The organism is Streptomyces sp. NBC_01525 (genome assembly GCF_045040405.1).
GTDB lineage: Bacteria > Actinomycetota > Actinomycetes > Streptomycetales > Streptomycetaceae > Streptomyces > Streptomyces benahoarensis.
On the sequence record NZ_CP109397.1, the window covers coordinates 6,014,835 to 6,039,308 of the forward strand.

General features: G+C 72.3%; 21 protein-coding genes and 1 tRNA gene. 9 read left to right on the forward strand and 13 right to left on the reverse strand.

Going from position 1 to position 24,474, the window contains the following annotated elements:
* The first annotated feature begins 61 nt into the window (after nt 1-61).
* Nucleotides 62-1,168 carry a bile acid:sodium symporter family protein gene (locus tag OG422_RS26180; protein ID WP_405746248.1) on the forward strand — a complete coding sequence of 369 codons (1,107 nt, stop codon included), beginning with the start codon at nt 62-64 and terminating at the stop codon, nt 1,166-1,168.
* Nucleotides 1,169-1,196: 28 nt separating this feature from the next.
* Here the strand turns inward: OG422_RS26180 and OG422_RS26185 are convergent, their stop codons facing one another.
* On the reverse strand, nt 1,197-3,119 hold the full coding sequence (locus OG422_RS26185; RefSeq protein WP_405746250.1) for an exo-alpha-sialidase: 1,923 nt from the start codon (nt 3,117-3,119) through the stop codon (nt 1,197-1,199).
* Between the two features lie 85 nt (nt 3,120-3,204).
* Nucleotides 3,205-3,573, reverse strand: a complete 369-nt coding sequence (locus OG422_RS26190) for an alcohol dehydrogenase catalytic domain-containing protein (RefSeq protein WP_405746252.1) — start codon at nt 3,571-3,573, stop codon at nt 3,205-3,207.
* A gap of 74 nt (nt 3,574-3,647) precedes the next feature.
* Between OG422_RS26190 and OG422_RS26195 the strand changes: the two genes are divergently transcribed.
* Nucleotides 3,648-4,124 (forward strand): MarR family winged helix-turn-helix transcriptional regulator, encoded by a 477-nt coding sequence (locus tag OG422_RS26195; protein WP_405746255.1) that lies wholly within the window; start codon nt 3,648-3,650, stop codon nt 4,122-4,124.
* Between the two features lie 14 nt (nt 4,125-4,138).
* On the opposite strand, the gene fdhD is transcribed toward OG422_RS26195, so the two are convergent.
* Nucleotides 4,139-4,993, reverse strand: coding sequence for a formate dehydrogenase accessory sulfurtransferase FdhD (gene fdhD / locus OG422_RS26200; RefSeq protein WP_143941204.1), 855 nt, complete (start codon nt 4,991-4,993; stop codon nt 4,139-4,141).
* A gap of 169 nt (nt 4,994-5,162) precedes the next feature.
* Here fdhD and OG422_RS26205 point away from each other — a divergent pair, with 169 nt between their 5' ends.
* Nucleotides 5,163-5,864 (forward strand): GntR family transcriptional regulator, encoded by a 702-nt coding sequence (locus OG422_RS26205; RefSeq protein WP_405747993.1) that lies wholly within the window; start codon nt 5,163-5,165, stop codon nt 5,862-5,864.
* 277 nt (nt 5,865-6,141) lie between these two features.
* Nucleotides 6,142-6,510, forward strand: coding sequence for a chorismate mutase (locus OG422_RS26210; protein ID WP_037677390.1), 369 nt, complete (start codon nt 6,142-6,144; stop codon nt 6,508-6,510).
* 63 nt (nt 6,511-6,573) lie between these two features.
* Here the strand turns inward: OG422_RS26210 and OG422_RS26215 are convergent, their stop codons facing one another.
* From OG422_RS26215 to OG422_RS26230, 4 genes are all read right to left on the reverse strand, one after another.
* Nucleotides 6,574-8,034, reverse strand: a complete 1,461-nt coding sequence (locus OG422_RS26215) for an OFA family MFS transporter (RefSeq protein ID WP_405746260.1) — start codon at nt 8,032-8,034, stop codon at nt 6,574-6,576.
* A gap of 75 nt (nt 8,035-8,109) precedes the next feature.
* Complete coding sequence (locus tag OG422_RS26220; protein WP_405746263.1) at nt 8,110-10,260, reverse strand: acetate--CoA ligase family protein; 2,151 nt, start codon at nt 10,258-10,260, stop codon at nt 8,110-8,112.
* Complete coding sequence (gene frc / locus OG422_RS26225; RefSeq protein WP_405746266.1) at nt 10,260-11,489, reverse strand: formyl-CoA transferase; 1,230 nt, start codon at nt 11,487-11,489, stop codon at nt 10,260-10,262. The genes OG422_RS26220 and frc overlap by 1 nt, the downstream gene beginning before the upstream one ends.
* A 12-nt stretch (nt 11,490-11,501) precedes the next feature.
* Nucleotides 11,502-13,184: a thiamine pyrophosphate-binding protein gene (locus OG422_RS26230; protein ID WP_143941199.1), complete on the reverse strand. Its 1,683-nt coding sequence runs from the start codon at nt 13,182-13,184 to the stop codon at nt 11,502-11,504.
* A gap of 389 nt (nt 13,185-13,573) precedes the next feature.
* On the opposite strand from OG422_RS26230, the gene OG422_RS26235 reads away from it, so the two are divergent.
* Nucleotides 13,574-13,661, forward strand: a tRNA-Leu gene (locus OG422_RS26235).
* 905 nt (nt 13,662-14,566) lie between these two features.
* Here OG422_RS26235 and OG422_RS26240 read toward each other — a convergent pair.
* Together OG422_RS26240 and OG422_RS26245 are read right to left on the reverse strand one after the other, a co-directional pair.
* Nucleotides 14,567-16,060, reverse strand: coding sequence for an APC family permease (locus tag OG422_RS26240; RefSeq protein ID WP_405747995.1), 1,494 nt, complete (start codon nt 16,058-16,060; stop codon nt 14,567-14,569).
* 41 nt (nt 16,061-16,101) lie between these two features.
* Nucleotides 16,102-17,571, reverse strand: coding sequence for an aldehyde dehydrogenase family protein (locus tag OG422_RS26245; RefSeq protein ID WP_405746269.1), 1,470 nt, complete (start codon nt 17,569-17,571; stop codon nt 16,102-16,104).
* A 369-nt stretch (nt 17,572-17,940) separates the two neighbouring features.
* On the opposite strand from OG422_RS26245, the gene OG422_RS26250 reads away from it, so the two are divergent.
* A complete protein-coding gene (locus OG422_RS26250; RefSeq protein WP_405746272.1) occupies nt 17,941-18,435 on the forward strand; it encodes a DUF6314 family protein in 495 nt (164 codons plus the stop codon).
* A 55-nt stretch (nt 18,436-18,490) separates the two neighbouring features.
* Here OG422_RS26250 and OG422_RS26255 read toward each other — a convergent pair whose 3' ends face one another.
* Nucleotides 18,491-19,357 (reverse strand): class I SAM-dependent methyltransferase, encoded by an 867-nt coding sequence (locus OG422_RS26255; RefSeq protein WP_251076879.1) that lies wholly within the window; start codon nt 19,355-19,357, stop codon nt 18,491-18,493.
* Between the two features lie 186 nt (nt 19,358-19,543).
* On the opposite strand from OG422_RS26255, the gene OG422_RS26260 reads away from it, so the two are divergent.
* Together OG422_RS26260 and OG422_RS26265 are read left to right on the forward strand one after the other, a co-directional pair.
* Nucleotides 19,544-20,005, forward strand: a complete 462-nt coding sequence (locus tag OG422_RS26260; protein WP_405746275.1) for an SCP2 sterol-binding domain-containing protein — start codon at nt 19,544-19,546, stop codon at nt 20,003-20,005.
* 530 nt (nt 20,006-20,535) lie between these two features.
* Complete coding sequence (locus OG422_RS26265) at nt 20,536-21,351, forward strand: SAM-dependent methyltransferase (protein WP_405746278.1); 816 nt, start codon at nt 20,536-20,538, stop codon at nt 21,349-21,351.
* Between the two features lie 72 nt (nt 21,352-21,423).
* On the opposite strand, the gene OG422_RS26270 is transcribed toward OG422_RS26265, so the two are convergent.
* Nucleotides 21,424-22,332, reverse strand: coding sequence for a helix-turn-helix transcriptional regulator (locus tag OG422_RS26270; protein ID WP_143944041.1), 909 nt, complete (start codon nt 22,330-22,332; stop codon nt 21,424-21,426).
* 90 nt (nt 22,333-22,422) lie between these two features.
* Entirely contained in the window at nt 22,423-22,665 is a 243-nt protein-coding gene (locus OG422_RS26275; RefSeq protein WP_143944040.1) for a DUF397 domain-containing protein, read from the reverse strand.
* Nucleotides 22,666-22,862: 197 nt separating this feature from the next.
* Between OG422_RS26275 and OG422_RS26280 the strand changes: the two genes are divergently transcribed.
* Nucleotides 22,863-23,372, forward strand: a complete 510-nt coding sequence (locus tag OG422_RS26280; protein WP_405746283.1) for an ATP-binding protein — start codon at nt 22,863-22,865, stop codon at nt 23,370-23,372.
* Between the two features lie 98 nt (nt 23,373-23,470).
* On the opposite strand, the gene meaB is transcribed toward OG422_RS26280, so the two are convergent.
* A complete protein-coding gene (gene meaB, locus OG422_RS26285) occupies nt 23,471-24,469 on the reverse strand; it encodes a methylmalonyl Co-A mutase-associated GTPase MeaB (protein WP_143945267.1) in 999 nt (332 codons plus the stop codon).
* Between the last annotated feature and the right edge of the window lie 5 nt (nt 24,470-24,474).

The window sequence follows — 24,474 nt, forward strand, 5'->3', positions numbered from 1 at the left end:
GCACTCTGGAGAGGGCACCGTCCATGCCGCCGTCCCTGTGCCGAACGACCGAAGTGAGATCATGCGCCGCCCTGCCCTCGCCCTCCCCTCCTGGCTCCCCGTGGACGGATACATCCTGGCGCTCCTCGCCACCGTCGGACTCGCCGCGCTCCTCCCGGCCACCGGATCGGCCGCCACTGTCGCCGACGCCGCCGCCACCGGGGCCGTCTCCTTCCTCTTCTTCCTCTACGGAGCCCGCCTCTCGACCGCCGAGGCGATGGCCGGACTCCGCCACTGGCGGCTCCATGTGACCGTCCTGGCCTGCACGTTCGTGTTGTTCCCGCTGCTCGGCCTGGCGTCCCGCGGTCTGGTGCCGTACGTCCTGCCGGGCGGTCTGTACACCGGCGTGCTGTTCCTGTGCCTGGTGCCGTCCACGATCCAGTCGTCCATCGCGTTCACCTCCATCGCGCGCGGCAATGTGGCGGCGGCGATCTGCGCCGGGTCGTTCTCCAGCCTCGTCGGCATCGTCGTCACGCCGCTGCTCGCCGCGCTTCTCCTGGACGGCGAGGGGCCCGGAGTCTCGGGCGGTGCGCTGGTCTCGATCGTCTGCCAGCTGCTGCTGCCGTTCCTGGCGGGCCAGGTGCTGCGCCGCTGGATCGGCGGATTCCTCACCCGGCACAAGAAGGTTCTCGGCCTGGTGGACCGCGGCTCGATCCTGCTGGTCGTCTACAGCGCGTTCAGCGCCGGGGTGAGCGCCGGGATCTGGCATCAGGTCTCGCCGCTGCGCCTGCTGATCCTGCTGGGGGTTCTCGGGTTGCTGCTCGCGGTGATGCTGATCCTGACCTCGTACGGCTCCCGGAAGCTGGGCTTCGGGCGGGCCGACCGGATCGCCATCACCTTCGCCGGTTCGAAGAAGAGCCTGGCCGCCGGGTTGCCCATGGCCAGCGTCCTCTTCGGCGCCCAGGCGGGCCTGGCGGTGCTGCCGCTGATGCTCTTCCACCAGATGCAGCTGATGGTCTGCGCGGTGCTGGCGAAGCGGTACGCGGCGCGGGCGGAGGCGGACGGCCCGGAGACGGATGCCTGCGGGACGGACGCCCCGGAGGCGGTCGGTCCGGCGGACGCCCCGGAGGGCGATGGCCCCGCCGAGGCCCACGACGGCGAGCCGGTCGGCGCCGGGGAACCCCGGTAGGACCGCCGCCCTCCGGGGCCCGCTTCCGTCAGGGTGTCGTCACCCGGTCAAGACCGAGGCGCAGCACGACGGGTCCGGCCGGGGTGCGGCCCGTGGCGTGCAGGGCGGTCAGGTCGGCGTCGGACAGGGCCCGGCCGAGGACGACGGTCTCGTCCAGGGCGCCGGTGAAGTGGGCGCGGCCATCGAGGCGTTCGCCGAGGCGGACGCCGAAGGCCGAGCCGCGGCTGACCGACCCCGGGACGTCCGGTGCGGCCGTGGTCGCCGTGGCGTCCACCGTCAGCAGCAACCGGCCGCCGGTGCGACGCAGCGCCAGCAGGTGCCAACGGCCGTCGTTGTACGCGCCCGCCGTCGACAGCTCCGTGGTGACCGGTGGCGCGGCGCCCGCGACGGTGGTGAGCGTCGCCGTGATCCGGCCGTGCGCCGGGTCCCCGACGAGGGTGACCTGCGGGGACCGGCTGCCCGAACCGCCTGTCCACAGCAGCGGCTGCTCGCCGCCGGTCGCGTCGTAGCGGAACCACAGGGCGCAGGTGAACGGCGCGTCGCCCAGCGCCAGCGAGGCGCGGAAGGGGACCTGGACCGCGTCGTCGGCGCCGTCGAAGGCCAGCGCCCGGCCGAGGACGCCGGGGGCGGCGCGGGCCCCGCCCAGGACGGTGGCCGGGCGGGCGCCGGGCGCGCGGTCCGGGGTGGTGGGGCCGGGGCCGCGGCGCGGTCCGAGCCAGGCGTCGGTGAAGCGGGCGAACCGCATCTCGTCGCGGGCGTCGGCGGCGCCCGCCTCGTAGAACAGCCCTGTCAGACCGGGGGAGATGGTGACCAGATCGGAGTAGCCGGACCAGTCCCCGGTGACGCAGGCGCCCCGGTCGGCCTCCTCCCAGGTGCGGCCCTCGTCGTACGAGGAGTGGATCGTCATGGCGCGGCGGCGGTCCGGGTCGGCGGGGGCGGCGAGGAGGGTGCGGCTGCCACCCCCGGCGGTGGGCAGGCGCAGCGCCGACGCCTGCACCATCGGTGCGAGGAAGCCGGGCAGGGTGCGGAACGGGTGGGCGAAGGACGCGCCGCCGTCGCGGCTGACCGCCTCGGTGCGGTTGCCGAGGTCCGTACCGTCCTGTTCGCGGGCGTTGACGTAGACCGACCCGTCGGCGCGCTCCAGCAGCGTCATCTCGGACGGTTTCTGGCGGAACGTGCCGTCGGCGGCGACCGGCCAGGTGTCGACGGCGCCGAGGCGCCAGGTGGTGCCGCCGTCGTCGCTGTGGACCAGCGCGGCGTGGTTGGCGGTGACCCGGCCACCGGCGTAACTCTCGGCGTTGACCCCGAGGACGAGCCGCCCGGCGTGGTGGCCCCGGGTGAGCTGGATGCCGTGCACCGGGCCCGTCGCGTACCAGGAGTTCCACCCGGCGGGGCGCAGCGCGCGGGTCAGGTCGCGGGGCGCCGACCAGGTGGCGCCGTCGTCGTCGCTGTACTGGAGGTGCGGGGTGCGCTCGCAGGGCGTCGCGCAACTGAGGCCGTCGGCGCGGCCCTTGTTGTACGTCTCGGCGAGGACGATGCGGCCGGTGCGGCGGTCCACGACCGGCGCCGGATTGCCGTGGGTGTCGCCGCCGCCTTCGGTGGCGACCTGGAGCGGGCCCCAGGTGCGGCCGCCGTCGGTGGAGCGTTTGAGGACGAGGTCGATGTCCCCGGCGTCGCCGCAGTCGTGCGCCCGGCCCTCGGCGAAGGCGAGCAGGGTGCCCCGGACGGAGCGGACGAGGGCCGGGATGCGGAAGCAGGCGTAGCCCGGGTCCTGGGCCGCGCTGAACAGGACCCGTTGATCGAACCCGCCGGGCGGTGCGGCGCTGCGGGCCGCGGCGCCCGCGGGGGCGGCGGGGAGCAGTGTGAGCGCCACGGCGGTGAGGGCGGCGACGGCGCGGCGCCGCCGGGGTCTGCGGTGGGGGCGGGAGGGTGCACGGAGAAGTGACGTCATGGTCCGGCCTGCCCTTCGAGGCATCGGCGTCATCCACAGGACATCCCACGTCCCATGTCATGGGTGACGGAACGTACTGCCGCCGCTACAGGCCGGCAAGAAGTGTGCGGCCGTTCGCCCGCCGCCCCACCGACTTCACCCGCCCGGCCCGCGGACCGCCGTGCCGCCGGGGGCGCGAGAGGCCGATGTGCGAGGCGGTGTCGAGCGCGGCCAGCGCCACATGCCCGCCCCGGATCAGCGCGACGGCCTGCGCGGCGCTCACCCCCTCGGTGATGCGGGAGGCCGACCGGGCCGGGGCGAGGGCGAGTTCGGCGTACGCGCCCGGGTGGCCGAACGAGGCGATGCGGTCGCCGACGGCGAAGCCGGTGACGTCCGGGCCGAGCGCGACCGCCTCCCCGGCCGGCTCGTCACCGGGCAGCCCGGGCAGCGGGCCGCCGCGCGCCCGGCGCGCCATCGGCAGCGGAGTTCATTGGGGCAACCAATGGTTTTTCGTTGGGAGGTCCTATGGATCGGCGCTACCGTGGAACCATGGCCGACGCCCCGTACGCCCCCCGCCGCATCCGTGTCCTGCCGAGCTGGCTGCTGGGACGGGCCGCGGCCCGGGGGCACCGGCTGGTCGCCGAGGCGCTCGCCACCGAAGGCATGCGGATGATGCACCACGCCGTGCTCTCCGCGGTCGCCGAGACCGGCCCGGTCTCCCAGGCGGAGCTGGGGCGGATCGTCGGCATCGACCCGAAGGACATGGTCACCGTCGTCACCGACCTGCAACGGGACGGGCTGGTCACGCGGACGCCCGACCCCCGGGACCGCCGGAAGAACGCCGTCGAGGTCTCCGCGGAGGGGCGGCGCGTCCTGCGCCGTACGCAGAAGCTCGGCGATCGCGCCAACGACGAGCTGACCGCCGCGCTGACCCCCGCCGAACGCGAGCAGCTGATCGGCCTGCTCACCCGGATCGTGCGCCCGGCCGACGGCGCCTCCGGCGCGGGGAAGGGCGCGGGTGGCTGACGGACGCCCGGGGCTCAGCTCCCGGCGGCCGCCTCGTCGAGGCCGAGGCGGTGCGCGCCCGCGTAGACGTTCATGGAGCTGCCGCGGAGGAAGCCGACCAGCGTCAGGCCCGTCTCGGCGGCGAGGTCGACGGCGAGCGACGACGGGGCGGAGACGGCGGCGAGCACGGGGATGCCCGCCATCACCGCCTTCTGCGCCAGCTCGAACGAGGCCCGGCCGGAGACCATCAGCACGCACGACGACAGCGGCAGCCGGTCGTCCGGGAGTGCCCGCCCGACGACCTTGTCGACGGCGTTGTGCCGCCCGACGTCCTCGCGTACGTCCAGCAGCTCACCGTCCGGGCGGAACAGCGCGGCCGCGTGCAGCCCGCCCGTCCGGTCGAAGACCCGCTGGGCGGCGCGCAGCCGGTCGGGGAAGGTGCCCAGCGTCTCCGGTGTGAGGCGGACCGCGGGGCCGGGGGAGGCGTCCGGCGCCCAGCGCGCGGTGGTGCGCACCGCGTCCAGGCTCGCCTTGCCGCACAGCCCGCACGACGACGAGGTGTAGACGTTCCGCTCCAGGCTGATGTCCGGCACCGGAACGCCGGGCGCGAGACGGACGTCGACGACGTTGTAGGTGTTCGCGCCGTCGTCGGTGGCACCGGCGCAGTAGACGATGTTCGCCAGCTCCGCGGCGGACGCCAGGACGCCCTCGCTGACGAGGAAACCGGCCGCGAGCGCGAAGTCGTCGCCCGGGGTGCGCATGGTGATCGCCAGCGGCTTGCCGTTCAGCCGGATCTCCAGCGGCTCCTCGACGACCAGGGTGTCGGGCCGGGCGCCCACGGACCCGTCCCGTACGCGGATGACGCGGCGCCGTTCGGTGACCCGTCCCATGTCTGCCTCCACCCGTCGTGCGGTGCCCGGTGTGCCGTCGCCGGTGGTGGGTGCGGCAGGCCGGGTGCAACGGTACAACGTACTCGGTAAACTGTAGACGATAGCCATGAGCGGCCGTCCGGTGCCGCCCCCGAGGGCCGCACCCGGCCGCCACACCAAGGGGGACCCGATGCTGTCCAGCGGACTTCCGTACGGAGCCGTCCCGAAGCTCGAACGGCCCGGACCACTGCGCGAGCGGGTCTACGAGGCGCTGCTCGAACTCATCACCACCCGCGCGCTGCGCCCCGGGGCCCACCTGGTGGAGAGCGAACTCGCCGGACACCTCGGCGTCTCCCGGCAGCCGGTCCGGGAGGCGTTGCAGCGGCTGAACACCGACGGCTGGGTCGATCTGCGGCCCGCCCAGGGCGCGTTCGTCCACGAGCCGACCGAGGAGGAGGCCGACCAGCTGCTGACGGTCCGTACGCTGCTGGAGGCCGAGGCCGCCCGGCTGGCCGCCGCGCACACCGGTTCGCCGGGCATCGCCGCCCTGGAGGAGCTGTGTGTCACCGGTGAGCGTGCGGTGCGCGACGACGACGTGGACGGCGCGGTGGCGGCCAACGCCGCGTTCCACGCCAAGGTGATGGAGCTGGCGGGCAACGCCGTCCTCGCCGAGCTGGCCGAGCAGGTCGGCCGCCGGGTGCGCTGGTACTACACGCCGGTGGCCCGGCAGCGCGGCGCCCAGTCGTGGATCGAGCACCGCGAACTGATCGCCGCCATCGCCGACCGCGACGAGGCACGCGCCACCGCCGTGATGCGCGCCCACACCGAGCACACCCGGCGTACGTACCACGAGCGGGCGCGGGAGAACGGGCACGACCAACGGCACGGGTGAGCGGCGGGGGGCGGGCCTCCGGGCTGCTTCGGAATCCGGGCGCCCGGTCCCGCGCCTCGGCCTCCGCCCCGGACCTCCCGGCCCCGCGCCTCGGCGTCCGCCCCGGACCTCCCGGCCCCGCGCCACCGGAGCCTCCGGTCCGCCCCACCGGGCATCACCCGTCCACCCCGGACGCCCCCGCCCGTTCCGCTCCCCGAGACGCCCCTGACCGGCGGCGCGGCGGACCGGTAACCTGCATCCGATCACGCACCACCCGATGACGAATGGCGAGACACGTATGAGCGAGGAGAGCGCACCCGAGGCCGGCGAGGCGGCGGCCGTCTCCGACCGGGCGGCCCGGGAGCGGCTGCTCTACCTGCGCAGCAGCATCGACAACCTCGACGCCGCGCTGGTGCATCTGCTCGCCGAGCGGTTCAAGTGCACCCAGCAGGTCGGCGAGTTGAAGGCCCGGCACAGCCTGCCGCCCGCCGACCCGGCCCGTGAGGCCGCCCAGATCGAGCGGCTGCGCACGCTCGCCGCCGACGCCCGGCTCGACCCGGCGTTCGCCGAGAAGTTCCTGAACTTCATCATCAGCGAGGTGGTCCGCCACCACCGCGCCATCGCCGAGGGCACCCACGAGGCACCGGGCACCCCCACCGACGGATGACCGGGGCGGGCGGCGCCTCCCCGGCACCGCCCGCCCCGCTCGACCCCGTATGCCAGGCGCGCCTCAGATCAGCTCACGGCTGGCCGGCCGCTCGCCGGCCACCGCCGCCCGCGGCCGCTCCCGGCCCGGCTGCCGCAACAGCAGCACGCACCCGGCCGCCACCAGCGAGACACCACCGGCCAGCGCATAGGCGCCGTCGTACCCCCAGGCGCCCACCACCATCGAGCCGAGCCCACCGCCGAACAGTCCGCTGATCAGCTTCCCGCTGTAGACCAGGCCGTAGTTGGTGGCGTTGTAGTTCTCCCCGAAGTAGTCCGGGGTCAGCGTGGCGAACAGCGGGTAGAACGCGCCGCCGCCGAAGCCGGAGAGGAACGCGAAGACGAGGAACAGCCACTGGCTGTGGACGTTCCCCGCCCAGATCACCCCGAACTGCGCCAGCCCCAGCACCACGATGACGAAGACCAGCGTGGTCTTGCGGCCCCACAGATCCGACAGCCATCCCATGACGGCCCGCCCGACGCCGTTGACGACGGACATCACGCCCATCGATGACGCCGCCACCAGCGGCCCGAAGCCGACCTCCCGTGCGTAGTCCACCTGGAAGGAGATCCCGAAGATCGACACCCCGGCCGTCAGCACGACGGACAGCCACATCAGCGGCAGCATCCCGCTGCGCAGCGCCTCCTTCGGGGTGAACTGCCGTACCGCGGGCGGGTTCTTCGCCAGGCTCGCCGCGCTCCGCCGGTCGGCCACCGGCGCCGCCCCGTCCGGCGTCCCGTCCGGCGTCCCGGCCGGCGGCGCGAGGTGCGGCGGCCACCAGTTCGGCGGCGGATCCCGGAAGAACCACGCACAGGCCGCCACCACGACCAGCACGTACACCCCGATGAGGTCCAGCATCTCGTCGTAGTCGGAGGTGTCGAAGGCGTAGTTGAAGAGGAAGATGAACGGCAGCGCGCCGTAGGCGAAGCCGCCGTTGACGAATCCGGTCTTCGCGCCCCGCCGCTCCGGGAACCACTTGCCGACCATGTTGATGCAGGTCGCATAGATCAGCCCCGAACCGAGGCCGCCGACCACACCGAAACCGCAGAGCGCCAGCGCCACGCTGTCCACATGCGCCAGCGCCACGAAGCCCACCAGGCACAGCACCGAACCGAGGTACATCGCCCACCGCGCGGTCAGCACCCCCCGCTCCCGTAACCACCCCGCCGGGAAGGCGATGCCCGCCTGGAAGAACACCCAGACGCTCAGAATCCAGAAGGTGTCGCTCTGCGACCAGCCGTGCGCGCGCGAGAGCGTGTCCTCGGCGGAGCCGTACGCGTACTCCGACACGCTGATCGCCATCATCGCGACCCACGGCAGATACACCATCAGCTTGCGGGAATGCCCCAGCAGATCCCGGTCGCTCTCGCCGATCCGGTAGACCCGCCCCTTGCCGTCCGTGACGTTGCGGTACCCGGCCCGCCGGTCCGCCCCGCCCTCGTCGTCCCCGTTCCTGTCCTCGTCCCGGTCCGTCTCCGTGCTCATCGTCCGTCCCCTGCCCGTCGCATGGCCGCCGTCAGCTCCCCCCTGTCCGCTCTCCGCACGTCCGCGTGGCCGGTCTCACGGCAGCTTCCCCGCCGCCCGCGCCCAGCGGTACTTCGCCCCGAGCACCGCCACCGGCTTCTCCGTCGTGTACGGATACGCGACGACGCCCCGCTCGAAGAGATACGCGCACGCCTCCTCGACCTCGGTGTCCCCGGCCAGCGACGCCACCACCGGCTTCTCGATCCCGCGCGCCCGGAACTCCGCGACCAGCCGCGCCGTCAGCTCCGCGAAGACCATCGGCGGGGTGACGAGGGTGTGCCAGTAGCCGAGCACCAGCGCATGGATACGGGGATCCTCCAGACCCAGCCGGATCGTCGCCTCGTACGTCGACGGCGGCTCCCCGCCCGTGATGTCCACCGGGTTCCCGGCCGCCCCGAACGGCGGGATGAACCGCCGGAACGCCGCGTCGAGGTCGGCGGGGATGTCCATCAGCCGCAGCCCGTTGTCGACGATCGCGTCCGACAGCAGCACCCCCGAACCGCCCGCACCGGTGATCACGACGACGTTGTCCCCGGCGGGCGTGGGCAGCACCGGCAGCGCCCGCGCGTACTCCAGCATCTCCGCCAGCCCCGGCGCCCGGATCACGCCCGCCTGCCGCAGGATGTCGTCGTAGACCGCGTCGTCCCCGGCCAGCGCCCCGGTGTGCGAACCGGCGGCCCGCGCGCCCGCGCCGGTCCGCCCCGCCTTCAGCACCACCACCGGCTTGTGCGGCACCGTCGCCCGCGCCGCCGCCACGAACGCCCGGCCGTCCTTCAGGTCCTCCAGATGCATCGCCACGCAGTCGGTGTGCGCGTCCTCGGCGAAGTAGGTGAGCAGATCGTCCTCGTCGACGTCCGCCTTGTTGCCGAGGCCCACGATCGCCGAGACGCCCGTTCCGGTGGCCCGCGCGAAGCCGAGGATCGCCATCCCGATACCGCCGGACTGCGAGGTCAGCGCCGTCCCGCCGCGTACGTCGTACGGGGTGCAGAAGGTGGCGCACAGGTCCTGCCAGGTGGAGTAGTAGCCGTAGATGTTCGGCCCCAGCAGCCGGATGCCGTACTCCTCGCCGATCGCCACCAGCCGGTCCTGGAGGGCGTGTTCCCCGGTCTCGGCGAAGCCGGACGGGATCAGCACGGCGTTCGGGATGCCCTTGCGCCCGGCCTCCTCCAGCGCCGCGGGCACCAGCGGCGCCGGTATGGCGAACACCGCCACATCGACCTCACCGGGTACGTCCCGCACCGAGCGGTACGCCTTGCGGCCCAGGATGTCGTCGGCCTTCGGGTTCACCGGGTGGATCTCGCCGGGGAAACCGCCGTCGACGAGGTTGCGCATCACCGAGTTCCCGATCTTGCCGGGCTCCGCCGACGCCCCGATCACCGCGACCGACCGCGGCCGCATCAGCCGCCGCATCGCGGTCAGGATCTCCTCCCGCGAGCGCTGCCGCCGCACCGCCGGAGCACTCTGCGCCAGCAGGATCCGCACGTCCGCGGCGCGCACCCCGTCCGCAGCCGCGAACACCGGGTTGAGATCGATCTCCGCGATCTCCGGGAAATCCGCGGCCAGTTGCGACGTCCGCACGATCAGTGCGGTCAGCGCCGCGCGGTCCACGGGCGGCGCGCCCCGCACCCCGCGCAGCACCTCCGCCGCCCGGATCGAGTCCAGCATCGACGCGGCGTCCTCGTCGCTCGCGGGCGCCAGCCGGAACGTGACGTCCCCCAGCGCCTCCACCAGGACCCCGCCGAGCCCGAACGCCACCACCTTCCCGAACGTCGGATCCGTCACCGCCCCGACGATCACCTCCTGTCCGCCGGAGACCATCTCCTGCACCAGTACCCCGTCGATCCGCGCCCCGGGGGAGTGTGCCCTCGCGCTTCGTACGATGTCGCAGAAGGCGGCGCGCACCTCGGCGGCGGACGCCAGCGCGGTCCGCACCCCGCCCGCCTCCGTCTTGTGCACGATGTCCGGCGAGACGATCTTCAACGCCACCGGGAACCCGATCCGGTCGGCCAGCGCCACCGCGTCATCGACGGTCTCCGCCAGCCCCTCCGCCGGGGTGGCGATGCCGTACGCCTCGGCCACCCGCCGGCCCTCGGGCGCGGTCAGCGCGGTACGCCCGTCGGCCCGCGCCGCCGCCAGCACCGCCCGCACGGCCCCGGCGCGCCCCGTCTCGTCCTCGTGCTCCGCCATCAGATCACTCCGTTCGCCTTGAGCCGCCGCAGTTCCTCGTCGGCGAGCCCCAACTCGCCGCCGTACACCTCCTGGTTGTGCTCGCCCAGCAGTGGCGAGCGGTCGACCTCGACGGGGGAGTCGGACAGCTTCAGCGGGGAGCCGACGGTGGTGAACGCGCCACGCTCGGGGTGATCGACGGTCACCACCATCCCGTCGGCGGCCAGCGACGCGTCCTCGATGAGCTCCTTCGTCGACAGCACCGGACCGCACGGGATGGTGTGGGCGTTGAGCCGCTCCAGCACCTCCCACTTGGGCAGCGTGGCGCTCCACTCCTCGATCAGCTGGAACATCTTCGCCAGCTTCGGCAGCCGCGCCTGGGGCGTCGCCCACTCCGGGTCGTCCGCCAGCTCCGGGCGTCCGATCAGCTCGGTCAGCGGCCGCCAGCCGACCGGCTGCACGATCACATACACGTAGTCGTTCGGGCCGCCGGGCGCGCACCGCACCGCCCAGCCGGGCTGCCCGCCGCCGCTGGCGTTCCCGCTGCGCGGCACCGTGTCACCGAAGCTCTCGTTCGGGTACTCGGCCAGCGCGCCGTGCGTCAGCCGCTGCTGGTCGCGGAGCTTGACCCGGCACAGGTTCAGTACCGCGTGCTGCATCGCGACGTTCACCCGCTGGCCCCGGCCGGTGCGTTCGCGCTGGTAGAGCGCGGCGAGGATGCCCGCGACGCAGTGCACACCGGTCCCCGAATCGCCGATCTGCGCGCCGGTCGCCAGCGGCGGCCCGTCCTCGAAACCGGTCGTCGCCATCGCCCCGCCCATCGCCTGTGCCACCACCTCGTACGCCTTGAACGCGGTGTACGGGCCGTCGCCGAAGCCCTTGATGGAGGCGTAGATCAGCCGCGGGTTGATCTCCTGGACGCGCTCCCAGGGGAAGCCCATCCGGTCGACGGCGCCGGGGCCGAAGTTCTCCACCAGGACGTCGCTGCGGGCGATCAGCTCGGTGAGGAGCTCCTTGCCGCGCGGGCTCTTGGTGTTGAGGGTGATGCTCCGCTTGTTGCAGTTGAGCATCGTGAAGTAGAGGGAGTCGGCGTCCGGCAGATCGCGCAGCTGCCGCCGCGTGATGTCCCCGGTGGTCGCCTCCAGCTTGACCACGTCCGCGCCGAGCCAGGCCAGCAACTGCGTGGCGGAGGGCCCGGACTGCACATGCGTCATGTCGAGGACGCGGACGCCCTCAAGTGCCTTGGTCACGACGGGTTCACCTCACTTGTACATCGTCTGGTTCATCGTTCCGGGGGCGTACGCGTCCGGATCCACCCACACATTGATCAGCGACGGCTTGCCGCTCTCCCGCGCCCGCTCCAGCGCCGGACGGATCTGCGCCGGATCGCGCACCTCCTCACCGTGGCCGCCGAGCATCCGCGCGAACTGGTCGTACGGCACATCGCCGAGGGTGTTGCCGACCCGCTCCCGGTCGTCGCCGTACTTGGCGCGCTGGCCGTAACGGATCTGGTTCATCGAGGAGTTGTTGCCGACGATCCCGACGAACGGCAGGTCGAAGCGGACCAGCGTCTCGAAGTCCCACCCGGTCAGCGAGAACGCGCCGTCCCCGAAGAGCGCCACGACCTCCTTCTCCGGCCGCGCCTGCTTCGCCGCCATCACGAACGGCACCCCGACCCCGAGCGTCCCCAGCGGCCCCGGGTCCATCCAGTGCCCCGGCGCCTTCGGCTGCACCACCTGCCCGGAGAAGGTGACGATGTCGCCGCCGTCCCCGATGTACACCGAGTCCTCGGTCAGAAAGTCGTTGATCTCGCTGACCAGGCGGTACGGGTGGATCGGGTGGGCGTCCGAACGCAGCTGCGGCAGCCGCTTCTCCAGCGCGGCCCGCTCGACGGCCCGCAGCTCCTCCAGCCACTCCTTGCGCCGCACCGAACCGCCCGACGGCTGCCCGGACGCGGCCTCGGCGACGGCGGTGAGCACCAGCCCCGCGTCGCCCACGATCCCCAGATCCACATCGCGGTTCTTACCGACCGTGCGGTAGTCCAGATCGATCTGCACGACGGTGGCGTCCGGCGAGAGCCGTTTGCCGTACCCCATCCGGAAGTCGAACGGGGTGCCGACGATGACGATGACGTCGGCCCGCGAGAAGGCGTGCCGCCGCGAGAGCTGGAAGTGGTGCGGATCCCCGGGCGGCAGCGTCCCGCGCCCGGCGCCGTTCATGTACGCGGGGATGTTCAGCGCCCGCACCAGCGAGGTGGCCGCGTCGGTGGCCCGGGTCGTCCAGACCTGGCTGCCCAGCAGAATCGCCGGCCGCTCGGCCCGCACCAGCAGATCGGCGAGTTTCTGTACGTCGTCCGGATCGCCCGGCGACCGCGTCGAGGCCCGGTACCGCCCGGCCGCGGGCACCCGCGCCTTGCCCCGCTCCACCTTGGCGTCGAGGACATCCCGGGGGATCTCCAGGAACGACGGTCCGGGGGCGCCGTGGTAGCACTCGCGGAACGCCATCGAGACCATGTCGGCGGCGCGCGCGGTGTCCGGCACGGTCGCCGCGAACTTGGTGATCGGCGCCATCATGTCGACGTGCGGCAGGTCCTGGAGCGACCCCATCTTGTGCTGGGTGCTCGCCCCCTGCCCGCCGATCAGCAGCATCGGCGACTCCGCCCGGAAGGCGTTGGCGACCCCGGTGACCGCATCCGTCGTCCCGGGCCCCGCGGTGACCACGGCACACCCCGGCTTGCCGGTGATCCGTGCGTACCCGTCGGCGGCGTGCGCGGCGACCTGCTCATGGCGTACGTCGATGACGTCGATGCCCTCGTCGACGCAGCCGTCATAGATATCGATGATGTGCCCGCCACAGAGGGTGTAGACGACGTCCACACCCTCCGCCTTGAGCGCCTTCGCAACCAGGTGCCCGCCGGAGATGAGGTCCTGCGCGTCCTCGGGCATGGGGCATCGCTTCCCTTCGAGGGGCCGCCCGCAGACGACCCGTGACATGGTCGGATCTGGATTGCATACAGTCGACGAATACTGTATGAACCCGTTATCCCGCATCGTCCGGCCGCTGTCCAGGGGGGAAGGGGGCGCGATCGGGCCAAGGATTGGTCATGCCCGGGTCGCGCTCGCGGAAAGGGCGTGGTCGCGGGTGCGGATGTCAGGGGCTTGAGGCGAGTGAGGCACCTGATGCACGCGGGGCTACGGATCATCCGTGCACGCTTCGTCCCCCATCAACCGCTGCGCGTAGTTCTGTCCAGCGGATACGCAGGTGAAAGGCACTCCGAAACCTTGGTATCGTTGTCCATGTCGCCGCGGGGAACGCCCCGCGAAGATCACACCTTGTCCGGGTGGCGGAATGGCAGACGCGCTAGCTTGAGGTGCTAGTGCCCTTTATCGGGCGTGGGGGTTCAAGTCCCCCCTCGGACACCAGCAACATCCCCACGGTCTCGTTGAGGCCGTGGGGATTTTTCGTTTCTCCGATGCGTGCGGGTCGGGGCGATCTCGGCCTGGCGGCAGCAGTGGGCGTCGCTGCGAGGGTGGGGGCTTGATCGCGGGCCGAGGGGCTGAGGATGCCGTTGCGGGTGCGTCCTCGGTGAGGGCGAAGACGCTCTCAGTCCGCGAAGGATTCGGTGAAGACGCCCGTGAGGTGCACTGTTGCCGACGTCCAGCCCGAGCGGTCCTCTTGCGGGACCGCGAAGAACGTCACGGGGGCAGCGTCTCAGAGGTGCCCGCCGGCTCCTGCTGCTGTCGACGTCGTCGAGGCGGGCTTCACCCGGAAATACGAGTCCTCGACCCGCATCGGACGGCACGTCGGCCCGTCCTGGTTCGCCACCATCGACCAGCGCACTCCGACCGGCGCGGTGAGCAGTTGGACCCGCGACGCGGCAGGACGCCGCACCGCACGCCTGCGACGCCGTCGGCAACCAGACCCACGCCATCTGGCCTGACTCCCACCCCACCCCTAAGGCGCGAGGTGAGCGCACCTGCACAGGCGCTCGCATCAACCGCGCCGGAGGCATCCGCTACACCTACGCCCCCCTCGGTCGCCGCACCGCCACACCACGCCTGACCGAAGGCGGGCAAAACATCGCAGAACAGGTGGACTTCGCCTGGGACGGCACCACGCTCTGCGAGCAGACCACCCTCATCCACGGCCGCTCCACGCAAACCACCAAACCACCCTCACCTGGGCCCGCCAAGGCTTGGCGCCTCTGACGCAGCGTGAACGCCGCACCGCAGCCCAGGACCCGCAACACGAGATCGATGAGCGCTTCTTTGTCATCGTCACCGACCTCGTCGGCACCCCCCACGAGTGCGGACTCAGGTCTTTTTGCTCACGACTCCGCCGCATGCCCCTCCAGCACCCCCGTGCGTTTGCGTTGGACGAACCAGTAGTAGAGGAAGCCGCCGCCGGCGACGATGCCGATGAAGAGGAAGGCGCCCCAGCGGAGGTACCAGTGCTGGGGGCCCGTCGCGTTGTAGACGGCGGCACGGGGCCAGGCGAGGTTCAGGGACATCGCCAGGCCCCAGAGGACGGCGAGGATGTTGACCGGGAGGCCGAAGCGGCCCAGGGAGAACGTGCCCTCGGCGGGGGTCCAGCGGCCGCGGAGGCGTTGGATGAGCATCGGGACGGTGACCATCAGGTAGGCCAGGTAGATCATGATGATCGCGATGCTGGTGATCACCGAGAAGATCTGCGGTTGGTTGACGTTGATCAGCAGGATCGCGACGGCCACCAGGCCGATGACGATCGCGGGCAGCACCGGGGTCTGGAAACGCGGGCTGACCTTCGCCAGCAGGGACGCGGCGGGCAGGTTGTTGTCGCGGGCCATGGCGAAGGCGAGGCGGATGCCCGCCGTGTGGACCGCCAGTTCGCAGACGGTGATCGCGATGACCACGCACCACAGCACGATCTGGCCCACCGTCGAGCCCAGCGTGGAGAGCACCACGTACTGGAGCCCGTCCACGGACAGTTCCTTGGCGTGCAGATCGGGCACCGCGAGGAGGGCGAAGAGGAGGATCAGACCGCCGATGAGGAACGAGGCGACCAGGGCCCGCAGGATGGCGCGTGGTGCGTTGCGGCCGGGGTCCTTGGACTCCTCGCCCAGCGAGGACGCGGTGTCGAAGCCGTACATGACGTACGCCGAGGCGAGCGACGCGGTCAGGAAGGCGCCGAAGTAGCCGAGGCTCTGGCCGGCGCCCAGGCCGAAGGTCTGGGTCACCGCGGACGGGCCACGGGTGATGTGGGCGGCGAGCAGGACGATCAGCACGATCGCGGCGATCAACTCGATGGCGACGCCCGCGGAGTTGATGCGCGCCATCAGCTTGACGCCGAACGCGTTCACCAGCGTGGTGAACAGGATGAGGATGCTGCCCAGCAGTACGGCGTTGGCCGCGGCGTCGGTCCGGCCGCTGCCGTTGCCGATGAGCTGGAACCACGACGAGATCTGCGGCAGCGTCACCTGATAGGCCAGGGCCACGGCGGCCAGCGACACCATGGTGGCGGTGAGCATCATCCAGCCGCCGAGCCAGCCGATGTGCGGACCGCCCATCCGTTTCGCCCAGTTGTAGATGGATCCGGCGACCGGATAGCGGGCGGCCAGCTCGCAGAAGCAGAGTGCGACCATCAGCTGTCCGCAGAACACCATCGGCCACGACCACCAGTACGCCGGTCCGCCGTGGCTGATGCCGAAGTAGAAGAGCTGGAAGGTGCCGGTGAGGATGGAGATGTAGCTGATGCCGGCGGCGAAGGTGTGGAAGTTGCCAAGGGTCCGCTTCAGCTCCGGTTTGTAGCCGAACTCGGCCAGCGAAGCGTCGTCGTCATGCATGCCGTCGTCCCGGGTGCCGGGGCGCGGCGAACCCGCCTCGCTCACTCGAACCACCTCTGCGGCCGCGGCGCGGTGTTCCGCCACACGTGCTTGGCCTCCTGGTACTCGGCGAGGCCCGCGGGCCCCAGTTCCCGTCCGACACCGGACTGCTTCATGCCACCCCACTCGGCCTGTGGGACATACGGATGGAAGTCGTTGATCCAGACCGTGCCGGCCCGCATCCGGGCCGCCACGCGGTGGGCCTTCTCGGCGTCCTGGGTCCAGACCGCGCCGGCCAGGCCGTACACCGTGTCGTTGGCGAGCCGGACCGCCTCGTCCTCGTCGCGGAACCGTTCGACGGTCAGCACCGGGCCGAAGGACTCGTCGTGGATCACCGACATGTCCGGGGTGCATTCGTCCAGCACCGTCGGGAGGTAGTAGAAGCCGTCGCGCAGCGCCGGGTCCTGCGGTGGCCCGCCGCCGCAACGCAGGACGGCTCCCTCGGCGAGCCCCGTCTCGACGTACGCCGCGATCTTGGCGCGGTGCGCCGCGGAGATCAGCGGGCCGGTGCGGGCGTGTTCGTCGAAGGGGCCGCCGAGCGGGATCCGGCGGGCGCGGGCGACCAGCTCGTCGACGAACCGGTCGTGCAGGTCGTTCTGGACGAGCAGCCGGGCGCCCGCCGAGCAGACCTGGCCGGAGTGGAGGAACACCGCGGTCAGGGCGTGGTCGACGGCGGTGTCGAACTCGGCGTCGGAGAAGACGATGTTCGGGTTCTTGCCGCCCAGCTCCAAGGCGATCTTCTTGACGGTGGGGGCGGCCGCGGCCATGATCCGGCGCCCGGTGATCAGGCCGCCGGTGAAGGACACCAGGTCCACCCGGGGGTCCTCCGTCAGCGGGGCGCCGACGAGCGGGCCGGTGCCCAGGGTGAGGTTGGCCGCGCCGTCCGGCAGGCCCGCCTCGGCGAGCAGCCGCATCAGGTGGATCGCGGTGTGCGGAGTCAGCTCGCTGGGCTTGAGGACGAAGGTGTTCCCGGCGGCCAGCGCGGGGGCGACCTTCCATGCCGTCTGGAGCAGCGGGTAGTTCCACGGGGTGATCAGTGCGCAGACGCCGACCGGCTCATGGCGGACGACGCTCTCGATCCCCGGCTGGCCGGTGTCCACCACGCGGTCGGTGCCGCCGGACGCCGCGAGGTTGCCGAAGTAGCGGAAGCAGTTCGCGATGTCGCCCATGTCGTAGACGCTCTCGACCAGCCGCTTCCCGGTGTCCAGCGATTCGGCGCGGGCCAGCGCCTCCGTGTCGCGCACCAGCAGATCGGCGACGCGCAGCAGCAGGGCGCCGCGCTCGGCGGCGGGCGTACCCGGCCAGGGTCCGTCGTCGTACGCGCTGCGGGCGGCGCCGACGGCGGCTGCCGCGTCCTTGGGGCCGCCTTCGTCGACGGTCGCGACCAGGGTGCCGTCCGCCGGGCAGCGGATCTCACGCCGCTGGCCGTCGGCCGCTGCGGTCCAGCGGCCGCCGATGAACTGGTCCGGCATGGGGATGCCTCCGGTCTCCGGTTGTCGCGCCTGTCCGGCGGCGGGCGGGGCGCCGCCTACCGCCGGGGTGCGGGCGCCGCCTACCGGGGTCAGGCGATCCGCACCCGGGTGATGATCCCGGTACCGAGCGTAGGCGCGGCGGTGCCGCTCCGCACGGCATGGCACCCCGGGCTTTTCCCCGAGCGTCGCGGCGACGGCCCGTAAGGGTGCCGGGCCACTCGGCCGGTCCGCACCGGGGCACACCGTGCGCGGACCGGGCGTGCCCACCCCGCCCGGCCCGGGATTACGAGACCCGCTGTCGCTTCCGGCCCGTAAGGGAGCCACCCGGCCGCCCGTACGGGAAGGGCGCGGCCGGGGGAGAATCAGGTCATGCCCACCGCACCCGGCGGCCGTCCACGGACCCCGCCCGTCCCGTCCCACGCCGCCCGTCCCTGCCGCCCGGTGCCCGACGTGGTGGCCTACCTCACCGGCCGCTGGAGCATCGAGCGGCGCGTCCTCGACGTTCGGGCCGGGGCCGAGGGGAGCTTCCGAGGCATCGCGGAGTTCCGGCCCGAGGGCGCGGACGGTGCGCTGCTGCACGTCGAGGAGGGCGAGCTGACCTGGGCGGACGCGGTGCATCCGGCCGGGCGGACGCTGTGGCTGCGGCCCCGGCCGGACGGTACGGCCGCGGTGGAGTTCGCCGACGGCCGTCCCTTCCACGACCTCGATCTGCGCACCGGACGCTGGCACACCGTCCACCCGTGCGCCGCCGACCGCTACGACGGGACGTTCACCGTGACCGGGGCGGACACCTGGGAGCTGGAGTGGCGGATCGACGGACCCGCCAAGGAGGCGGTGCTGCACTCGGTCTACCGCCGCCGGTAGGCCGGGCGCGGCACCGGGCGCCCGGCGCGCACACCTGCGCGGACCCGGCACGGCGTCAGCCCTTCGTGGCGCGCAGTGCGTAGAGCAGGGGGACGATCGGTTCGTCGGGCGGCAGCCGCCACCAGCCGTTGTCGCCGGGCACCATCGTGTCGAACCGCTTCCACGGGGCCTGCTCCGTCTCCCGCAGCACGTCGACGCGGAGCCCGGCGCAGGACACCGCCGTGACGACCTCACCGAGGCCGTGCCGCCATTCGTAACTCGCCGTCGCGTCCGCGAGCGGCGGGCCGTCGGTGTACGTGTGCGGGCTGTCGCTCCGCAGCGGGCCGCGCCCGGCCAGGTAGTCGTGGCGGAGGAGCAGATCCTGGTTGTCGGGGGCCGGGGTGGGGCCGAGCGCGTCGAGCAGTGGATGGAATTCGACGAGGTAGAGCATGCCGCCCGGGCGCAGCAGTGAGGCGACGATCTCGGCCCAGGCGGTGAGGTCGGGGAGGTAGCACAGGGCGCCCTTGCCGGTGTAGATCACGTCGAAGCGGCGGTCGCCGAGCGCTTCGGGCGCGCGGTGGACATCGGACCGGACGAAAGTCAGGTCCCGGCCGCTCGCGGTGGCCAGGCGGCGGGCCTCGGTCAGGGCGGCGGCGGAGAAGTCGAGGCCGACGGCGCGGGCGCCGCGGTCGGCGAAGGCGGCGGTTTCGGTGCCGAGGTGGCACTGGAGGTGGAGGAGGTCGCGGCCCCGCAGGTCGCCCAGGTCCTGCCATTCGAAGGGGGCGAACCAGTCGTCGGCGGTCCGGGAGCCGTCCAGTCCGTAGAAATCGCTGGCGACGTGGACGGGGGTGCGGGCGTCCCAGTTGGCCTCGTTGGCCCGCACCATGGCCGCGACGGTCGGCCCGCCCTGCGGCGGCGTTCCGCTGTGCTCCGGCTCGCGCATCTGTGTGGTCATGGGACCTACCTACCCGGCGTGGCGGGTGGGATGACAGAAGCCTCCGGGACGGCGGCCGATTCCGGGGCCGTTGGCCGCGCCACCCGCTGTGACCAGGGGTGTTGTTGCCTGCCGTGTGCCCCGCCCCGTAATCTCGCTTATCAGTGGAATTTACCGATTGGTAGGGAGTTTTCCGTGGCCAATGACGTCCGGGACCGGTTGGCGGAGCTGGACTTCGCGGGGGTCACCCCCGAGGAGTTCGCCGGGATCGTCAAGGGATTCAGCGCCCGCCAGATCACCGAGATCGCCACCGGGGAGCTGCGCGCGCGGGTGCTGGGGGAGATCTTCGGGCGGATGGGTGAGCAGTTCCGTCCCGCGGCCGCCGGGGAGCTGCGCGCGCTGATCCGGTGGCGGATCACCGGCGAGTCGGAGGCGGTCTACGAGACCGCCATCGCCGACGGGTCGTGCACGGTCGCCGAGGGCCGGTCGGCCGCCGACGCCCGGCTGACCCTGGTGATGGGGGACGCCGCCTTCCTCAAGCTGGTGTCCGGCAACGGCAATCCGGTGACGATGTTCCTCACCCGGAAGATCACGGCCAGCGGCGATCTGGCCCTCGCCGCCGGGCTGCACCGCTACTTCGACATCCCTGCGGCATGACCCGCCCCGGCGGGTCGTCCGCCCGGACGCGGCAGGTGGAGGACGCGCCGGGGGTGGTAGGCGCCCGGTACGCGCTCCCTCGTGCGGTGGCCGGTCTTCGGGTGACCGGGCGCGCCGGGAGCCGGTGCGGATCAGGTGTTGCCCCCGCGCGGGGCCGGTCCGCACCGCGGGGCGCCCGCGGCACAGGGTGACGCCGGGGACAGGGAACGGGCCGCCGCCCCTGAGTGGCGTGGCGACGGCCCGCCCCCGAACGGGGGGACGATTCCCGGCCACACTGAGCGAGGGACTTGCCCGCGTGGCCCGTCCCGTTCCGTCGCCCGGACGTCGATGGGTCCGCACGGCTTCCCACCCGATTCCCGACGGACCGTCAAGTGCCGCCTCCCGTAGGCTCACTGGACGACTGATCCCGGCTCCCAACTGCAACAACCGCTCTTCCGTAGGTATGTTGGGAGGCGATCCCGGCCCGGTCGCCCGTTCGTATGGCGGCCGCAGAACCATGCCGGTGGCGCCGAACGACGGGAACGTAAGTCATGAGCCAAGAGCCCCAGCCGCTGTCCACTGTCGTCGATGTCAGCATCCCGAGCGTGGCCCGGATGTACGACCATTACCTCGGCGGCAAGGACAACTACTCCGTCGACCGTGAGGCGTGCGAGGAGCTGGACAAGGTCGCGCCCAGCACCCGTGCGCTGGCCGTCAACAACCGCCGTTTCCTCCAGCGGGCGGTGCGCTGGCTCGCCCAGGAGCAGGGCATTCGCCAGTTCGTCGACCACGGCTCCGGCCTGCCGACGCAGGACAACGTCCACCAGGTCGCCCAGGCCATCGACCCGGAGTCCCGCGTCGTCTACGTCGACAACGACCCGATCGTCCTCGCGCACGGCCGGGCGATGCTGGAGGAGGACCACCGCACCGCCGTGATCCAGGCGGACATGCGCGACACCGACGGCATCTTCTCCAGCGCCGAGGTCGAGCGGCTCATCGACTTCGAGCAGCCCGTCGCCGCGCTCTTCGTCTCCGTACTGCACTGCATCCCGGACGAGGACGACCCCAGGGCGCTCATAACCCGGGTCGCCGAAAAGCTCTGCCCCGGCAGCTTCCTGGTGGTCTGCCACTTGGTCAGCGAGGACCGGGCGACCCGGGACTTCGTCACGGAGTTCATGCGGGTCTCCACCCAGGGGCAGTGGGGCCGGGTGCGCCGGGCGAGTGAGGTGGAGGCGTTCCTGGAGGGGTTGGAGGTCCTGGAGCCGGGGCTCGTCGAGGTCTCCACCTGGAAGCCGGACGGCAGCATGGGCCCGAAGCAGACGACCAAGGAGTGGATCGAGTACGGCGGCGTGGCGCGGAAGAACTGACCCACCGGCAGACATGAGGGAGGCGGGGCCACCGGGGCCCCGCCTCCCTCATGTGTGATGCCACCCGGCGGCTCAACTCAGCTCGTGCAGCAGCCCTTCCAGGATCGCCAGCGAACCGCGCGGCGATTCGGCCTGGGCGCTCAGCCGGTCCATGACGGCGAGGTAGTGGTCCACGTCGTCGCGCTTGTCCAGGTAGAGCGCGCTGGTCAGCTGCTCCAGATAGACGATGTCCGGCAGATCCGGCTCCAGGAACCGCAGGATCGTGATCGGCCCACCGGCCGCTGCGAGCCCGCCGAGGCTGAACGGCGCGATCTGCAGCGTGACGTTCGGCAGCTTCGACATCTCCAGCAGATGGCGCAGCTGCTCGGCCATCACCTGCGCGCTGCCCAGCGGACGCCGCAGCGACGCCTCGTCCATCACCGCCCACAGCCGGGGCGCGTGCGGCGCCGTCAGCAGCTTCTGGCGCTCCACGCGCAGCGCCACCCGCCGCTCGATGTCCTCGGCCGACGCCCGCGGATGACCGAGCCGGGCCACCGCGCGGGCGTACTCCGGTGTCTGCAGCAGACCCGGGACGAATTGCACCTCGTACGTCCGGATCACCGACGCCGCCTCTTCGAGACCGACGTGCGTCTCGAACCAGCTGGGCAGCACATCGTTGTACCGATGCCACCACCCCGGGGTGCTGGTGCGGCGGGCGAGCGCGAGGAAGTCGGCGCGCTCCGCATCGGCGGTGACGCCGTAGAGCGTCAGCAGATCGGAGATGTCCCGTTCCTTGCAGCTCACCCGGCCCAGCTCCAGGCGGCTGATCTTGGCGTGGGAGCCGCGGATCGCGTCACCCGCCGCCTCCCGGGAGACGCCGGCGGCCTCCCGCAGTCGCCGCAGCTGGGTGCCGAGGACGATGCGCAGCACCGTCGGCCCGCCCCGCGGGTTGTCGAGGTAATGGCGCAGTGAGGGTTCGCGGCTCGGCTGCGCGGCGGTCATGCGGACTCCCCTGGGTGGTTGGGCGAGCGCCCAGTGTCCCACTGCGAAAAGGATACGTACAGCGACGCGATTATCCGGACGACATATGCGTCAGTCACGGCCGATCAGATCGTCGAAGTCGCCGTCCTTGGCGCCCTGGACGAACGCCGCGATCTCGTCGCGGGTGTAGACCAGGGCCGGTCCGCCGGTGTGCCGGGAGTTGCGCACCGCGACCCCGCCATCCGAAAGAACCGCCAGCTCAACGCAGTTGCCGCTCGGGTTGCTGCGGCGGCTCTTGCGCCACTGGGCCCGCTCGATACGGGTCGACTGAATGCCGTTGGGCACCGTCTCCATCACTGTCGCTCCCTTGCTGGAGGCACGGCCTCCTACCGTTCCCGGGCCCGTCATCCACGGTGGCGTGAACAAGCCCCTGTGTGGCCGTCCTTACCGATGTAATTGCAGATGCACTTGCAGCGGGGGGCGGCTGACGAGCATATTAGCTGTCCCGAGCAGTGCAGCCCAGACCAGAAGCGCCCCTTCGCGGAGACGTGATGACGACACATCCGGCAGAGACCGTGTACGCAACACCGCGCAAGGAACCGCGCGACGACGGCTGGTGGATGCCCGGCCGCGACTCGTTCGCCGCCTGCGCGTTGAGCGCCTCCGCCCGCACCGTCGCCGACGCCCGGCGCTTCACCCTGTCCACGCTCCGCGGCTGGCAGATATGCGCCGCCCTCGCCGACGACGCCACCCTCATCGTCTCCGAACTCGTCAGCAACGCCCTGCGCTACGGCGTCCGTGACGCCCACGGCACGGCAGGCGGCCGCGTGGCGGGTCCCGTCGTCACCCCCGCCTGGCTCGCCCTGACCCGGCGCGACGACGGCGTCATGTGCGCGGTCTCCGACGGCGGCGAGAGCACCCCGGTGATCGGCACACCCGACCCGCTCGCCGAATCCGGCCGCGGCCTGCGCATCGTCGAACAGCTCAGTGACGCCTGGGGATGGACCCTGCCCGACCGCTCCGGCAAAACCGTCTGGGCCACCCTCTCGCCCCGCAACTGACCTCGTACGGCGGCCGGTACGGCCCGGAGGCCCGGACGCAAAGATGCCCGGGCGGGCCGGTCACCGGCCGCCCGGGCATCCGCCGCCCAAGCTTGTCCTCAGCGATCCTCCGGAGGCAGCCCGAAGGCCGTCAGGAGGCGTTCGGCGGCCAGCGTCGCGGTGAGCATGCCTGAGCGGACCTCCCGCTCGACGTCCGGGGCGATCCGCCGCACCTCCGGATCGTGGCGCAGCCGGTCCACGAGCTGATCGCGGACCATCGTCCACACCCACTCCACCTGCTGCGCACGGCGCCGCTCGGCGAGCGCGCCGGTCGACTCCAGCAGCGCACGGTGCTGCTCCACGCGCTCCCACAGCTCATCGAGGCCCGTGCCCTCCAGGGCGCTGCAGGTGAGCACCGGCGGCGTCCACGCCGCGTCCGGCGGCTGCAACAGCCGCAGTGCACCGGACAGTTCCCGGGCCGCCGCGCGGGCGTCCCGCTCGTGCGGACCGTCGGCCTTGTTGACGGAGACCAGATCCGCCAGCTCCAGCACACCCTTCTTGATGCCCTGGAGCTGATCGCCGGTCCGCGCCAGCGTCAGCAGCACGAACGTGTCGACCATGTCGGCCACGGTCGTCTCGGACTGCCCGACGCCCACCGTCTCCACCAGGACGACGTCGTACCCCGCCGCCTCCATCACGATGATCGACTCCCGGGTCGCCCGCGCCACCCCGCCCAGCGTCCCGGACGTGGGGGAGGGCCGGACGAACGCTGCCGGGTCGGTCGCCAGCCGCGCCATCCGGGTCTTGTCGCCCAGGATGGAACCGCCGGTACGGCTCGACGACGGATCGACAGCGAGCACCGCGACCCGGTGCCCGGCGCCCGTCAGCCGCGAGCCGAGCGCGTCGATGAACGTCGACTTGCCGACCCCGGGCACCCCGCTGATCCCCACCCGCCGCGCCGCCCCGGAGTACGGCAGCAGCGCGACGAGCAGCCGCTGGGCCGCCGCGCGATGGTCGGCGCGGCTGGACTCCACCAGCGTCACGGCCCGCGCGATCCAGGCCCGGGAACCCGCCCGGACCCCCTCCGCGTACCGTTCGACATCGATCCTCGCGGACATCAGCG

Excerpts from the sequence above, each read along its gene's own strand:
- OG422_RS26180 (WP_405746248.1), top strand. The coding sequence starts at position 62 with ATGCGCCGCCCTGCCCTCGCCCTCCCCTCCTGGCTCCCCGTGGACGGA.
- OG422_RS26185 (WP_405746250.1), bottom strand. The coding sequence starts at position 3,119 with ATGACGTCACTTCTCCGTGCACCCTCCCGCCCCCACCGCAGACCCCGG.
- OG422_RS26190 (WP_405746252.1), bottom strand. The coding sequence starts at position 3,573 with ATGGCGCGCCGGGCGCGCGGCGGCCCGCTGCCCGGGCTGCCCGGTGAC.
- OG422_RS26195 (WP_405746255.1), top strand. The coding sequence starts at position 3,648 with ATGGCCGACGCCCCGTACGCCCCCCGCCGCATCCGTGTCCTGCCGAGC.
- fdhD (WP_143941204.1), bottom strand. The coding sequence starts at position 4,993 with ATGGGACGGGTCACCGAACGGCGCCGCGTCATCCGCGTACGGGACGGG.
- OG422_RS26205 (WP_405747993.1), top strand. The coding sequence starts at position 5,163 with ATGCTGTCCAGCGGACTTCCGTACGGAGCCGTCCCGAAGCTCGAACGG.
- OG422_RS26210 (WP_037677390.1), top strand. The coding sequence starts at position 6,142 with ATGAGCGAGGAGAGCGCACCCGAGGCCGGCGAGGCGGCGGCCGTCTCC.
- OG422_RS26215 (WP_405746260.1), bottom strand. The coding sequence starts at position 8,034 with ATGAGCACGGAGACGGACCGGGACGAGGACAGGAACGGGGACGACGAG.
- OG422_RS26220 (WP_405746263.1), bottom strand. The coding sequence starts at position 10,260 with ATGGCGGAGCACGAGGACGAGACGGGGCGCGCCGGGGCCGTGCGGGCG.
- OG422_RS26230 (WP_143941199.1), bottom strand. The coding sequence starts at position 13,184 with ATGCCCGAGGACGCGCAGGACCTCATCTCCGGCGGGCACCTGGTTGCG.
- OG422_RS26240 (WP_405747995.1), bottom strand. The coding sequence starts at position 16,060 with ATGCATGACGACGACGCTTCGCTGGCCGAGTTCGGCTACAAACCGGAG.
- OG422_RS26245 (WP_405746269.1), bottom strand. The coding sequence starts at position 17,571 with ATGCCGGACCAGTTCATCGGCGGCCGCTGGACCGCAGCGGCCGACGGC.
- OG422_RS26250 (WP_405746272.1), top strand. The coding sequence starts at position 17,941 with ATGCCCACCGCACCCGGCGGCCGTCCACGGACCCCGCCCGTCCCGTCC.
- OG422_RS26255 (WP_251076879.1), bottom strand. The coding sequence starts at position 19,357 with ATGCGCGAGCCGGAGCACAGCGGAACGCCGCCGCAGGGCGGGCCGACC.
- OG422_RS26265 (WP_405746278.1), top strand. The coding sequence starts at position 20,536 with ATGAGCCAAGAGCCCCAGCCGCTGTCCACTGTCGTCGATGTCAGCATC.
- OG422_RS26270 (WP_143944041.1), bottom strand. The coding sequence starts at position 22,332 with ATGACCGCCGCGCAGCCGAGCCGCGAACCCTCACTGCGCCATTACCTC.
- OG422_RS26275 (WP_143944040.1), bottom strand. The coding sequence starts at position 22,665 with ATGGAGACGGTGCCCAACGGCATTCAGTCGACCCGTATCGAGCGGGCC.
- OG422_RS26280 (WP_405746283.1), top strand. The coding sequence starts at position 22,863 with ATGACGACACATCCGGCAGAGACCGTGTACGCAACACCGCGCAAGGAA.
- meaB (WP_143945267.1), bottom strand. The coding sequence starts at position 24,469 with ATGTCCGCGAGGATCGATGTCGAACGGTACGCGGAGGGGGTCCGGGCG.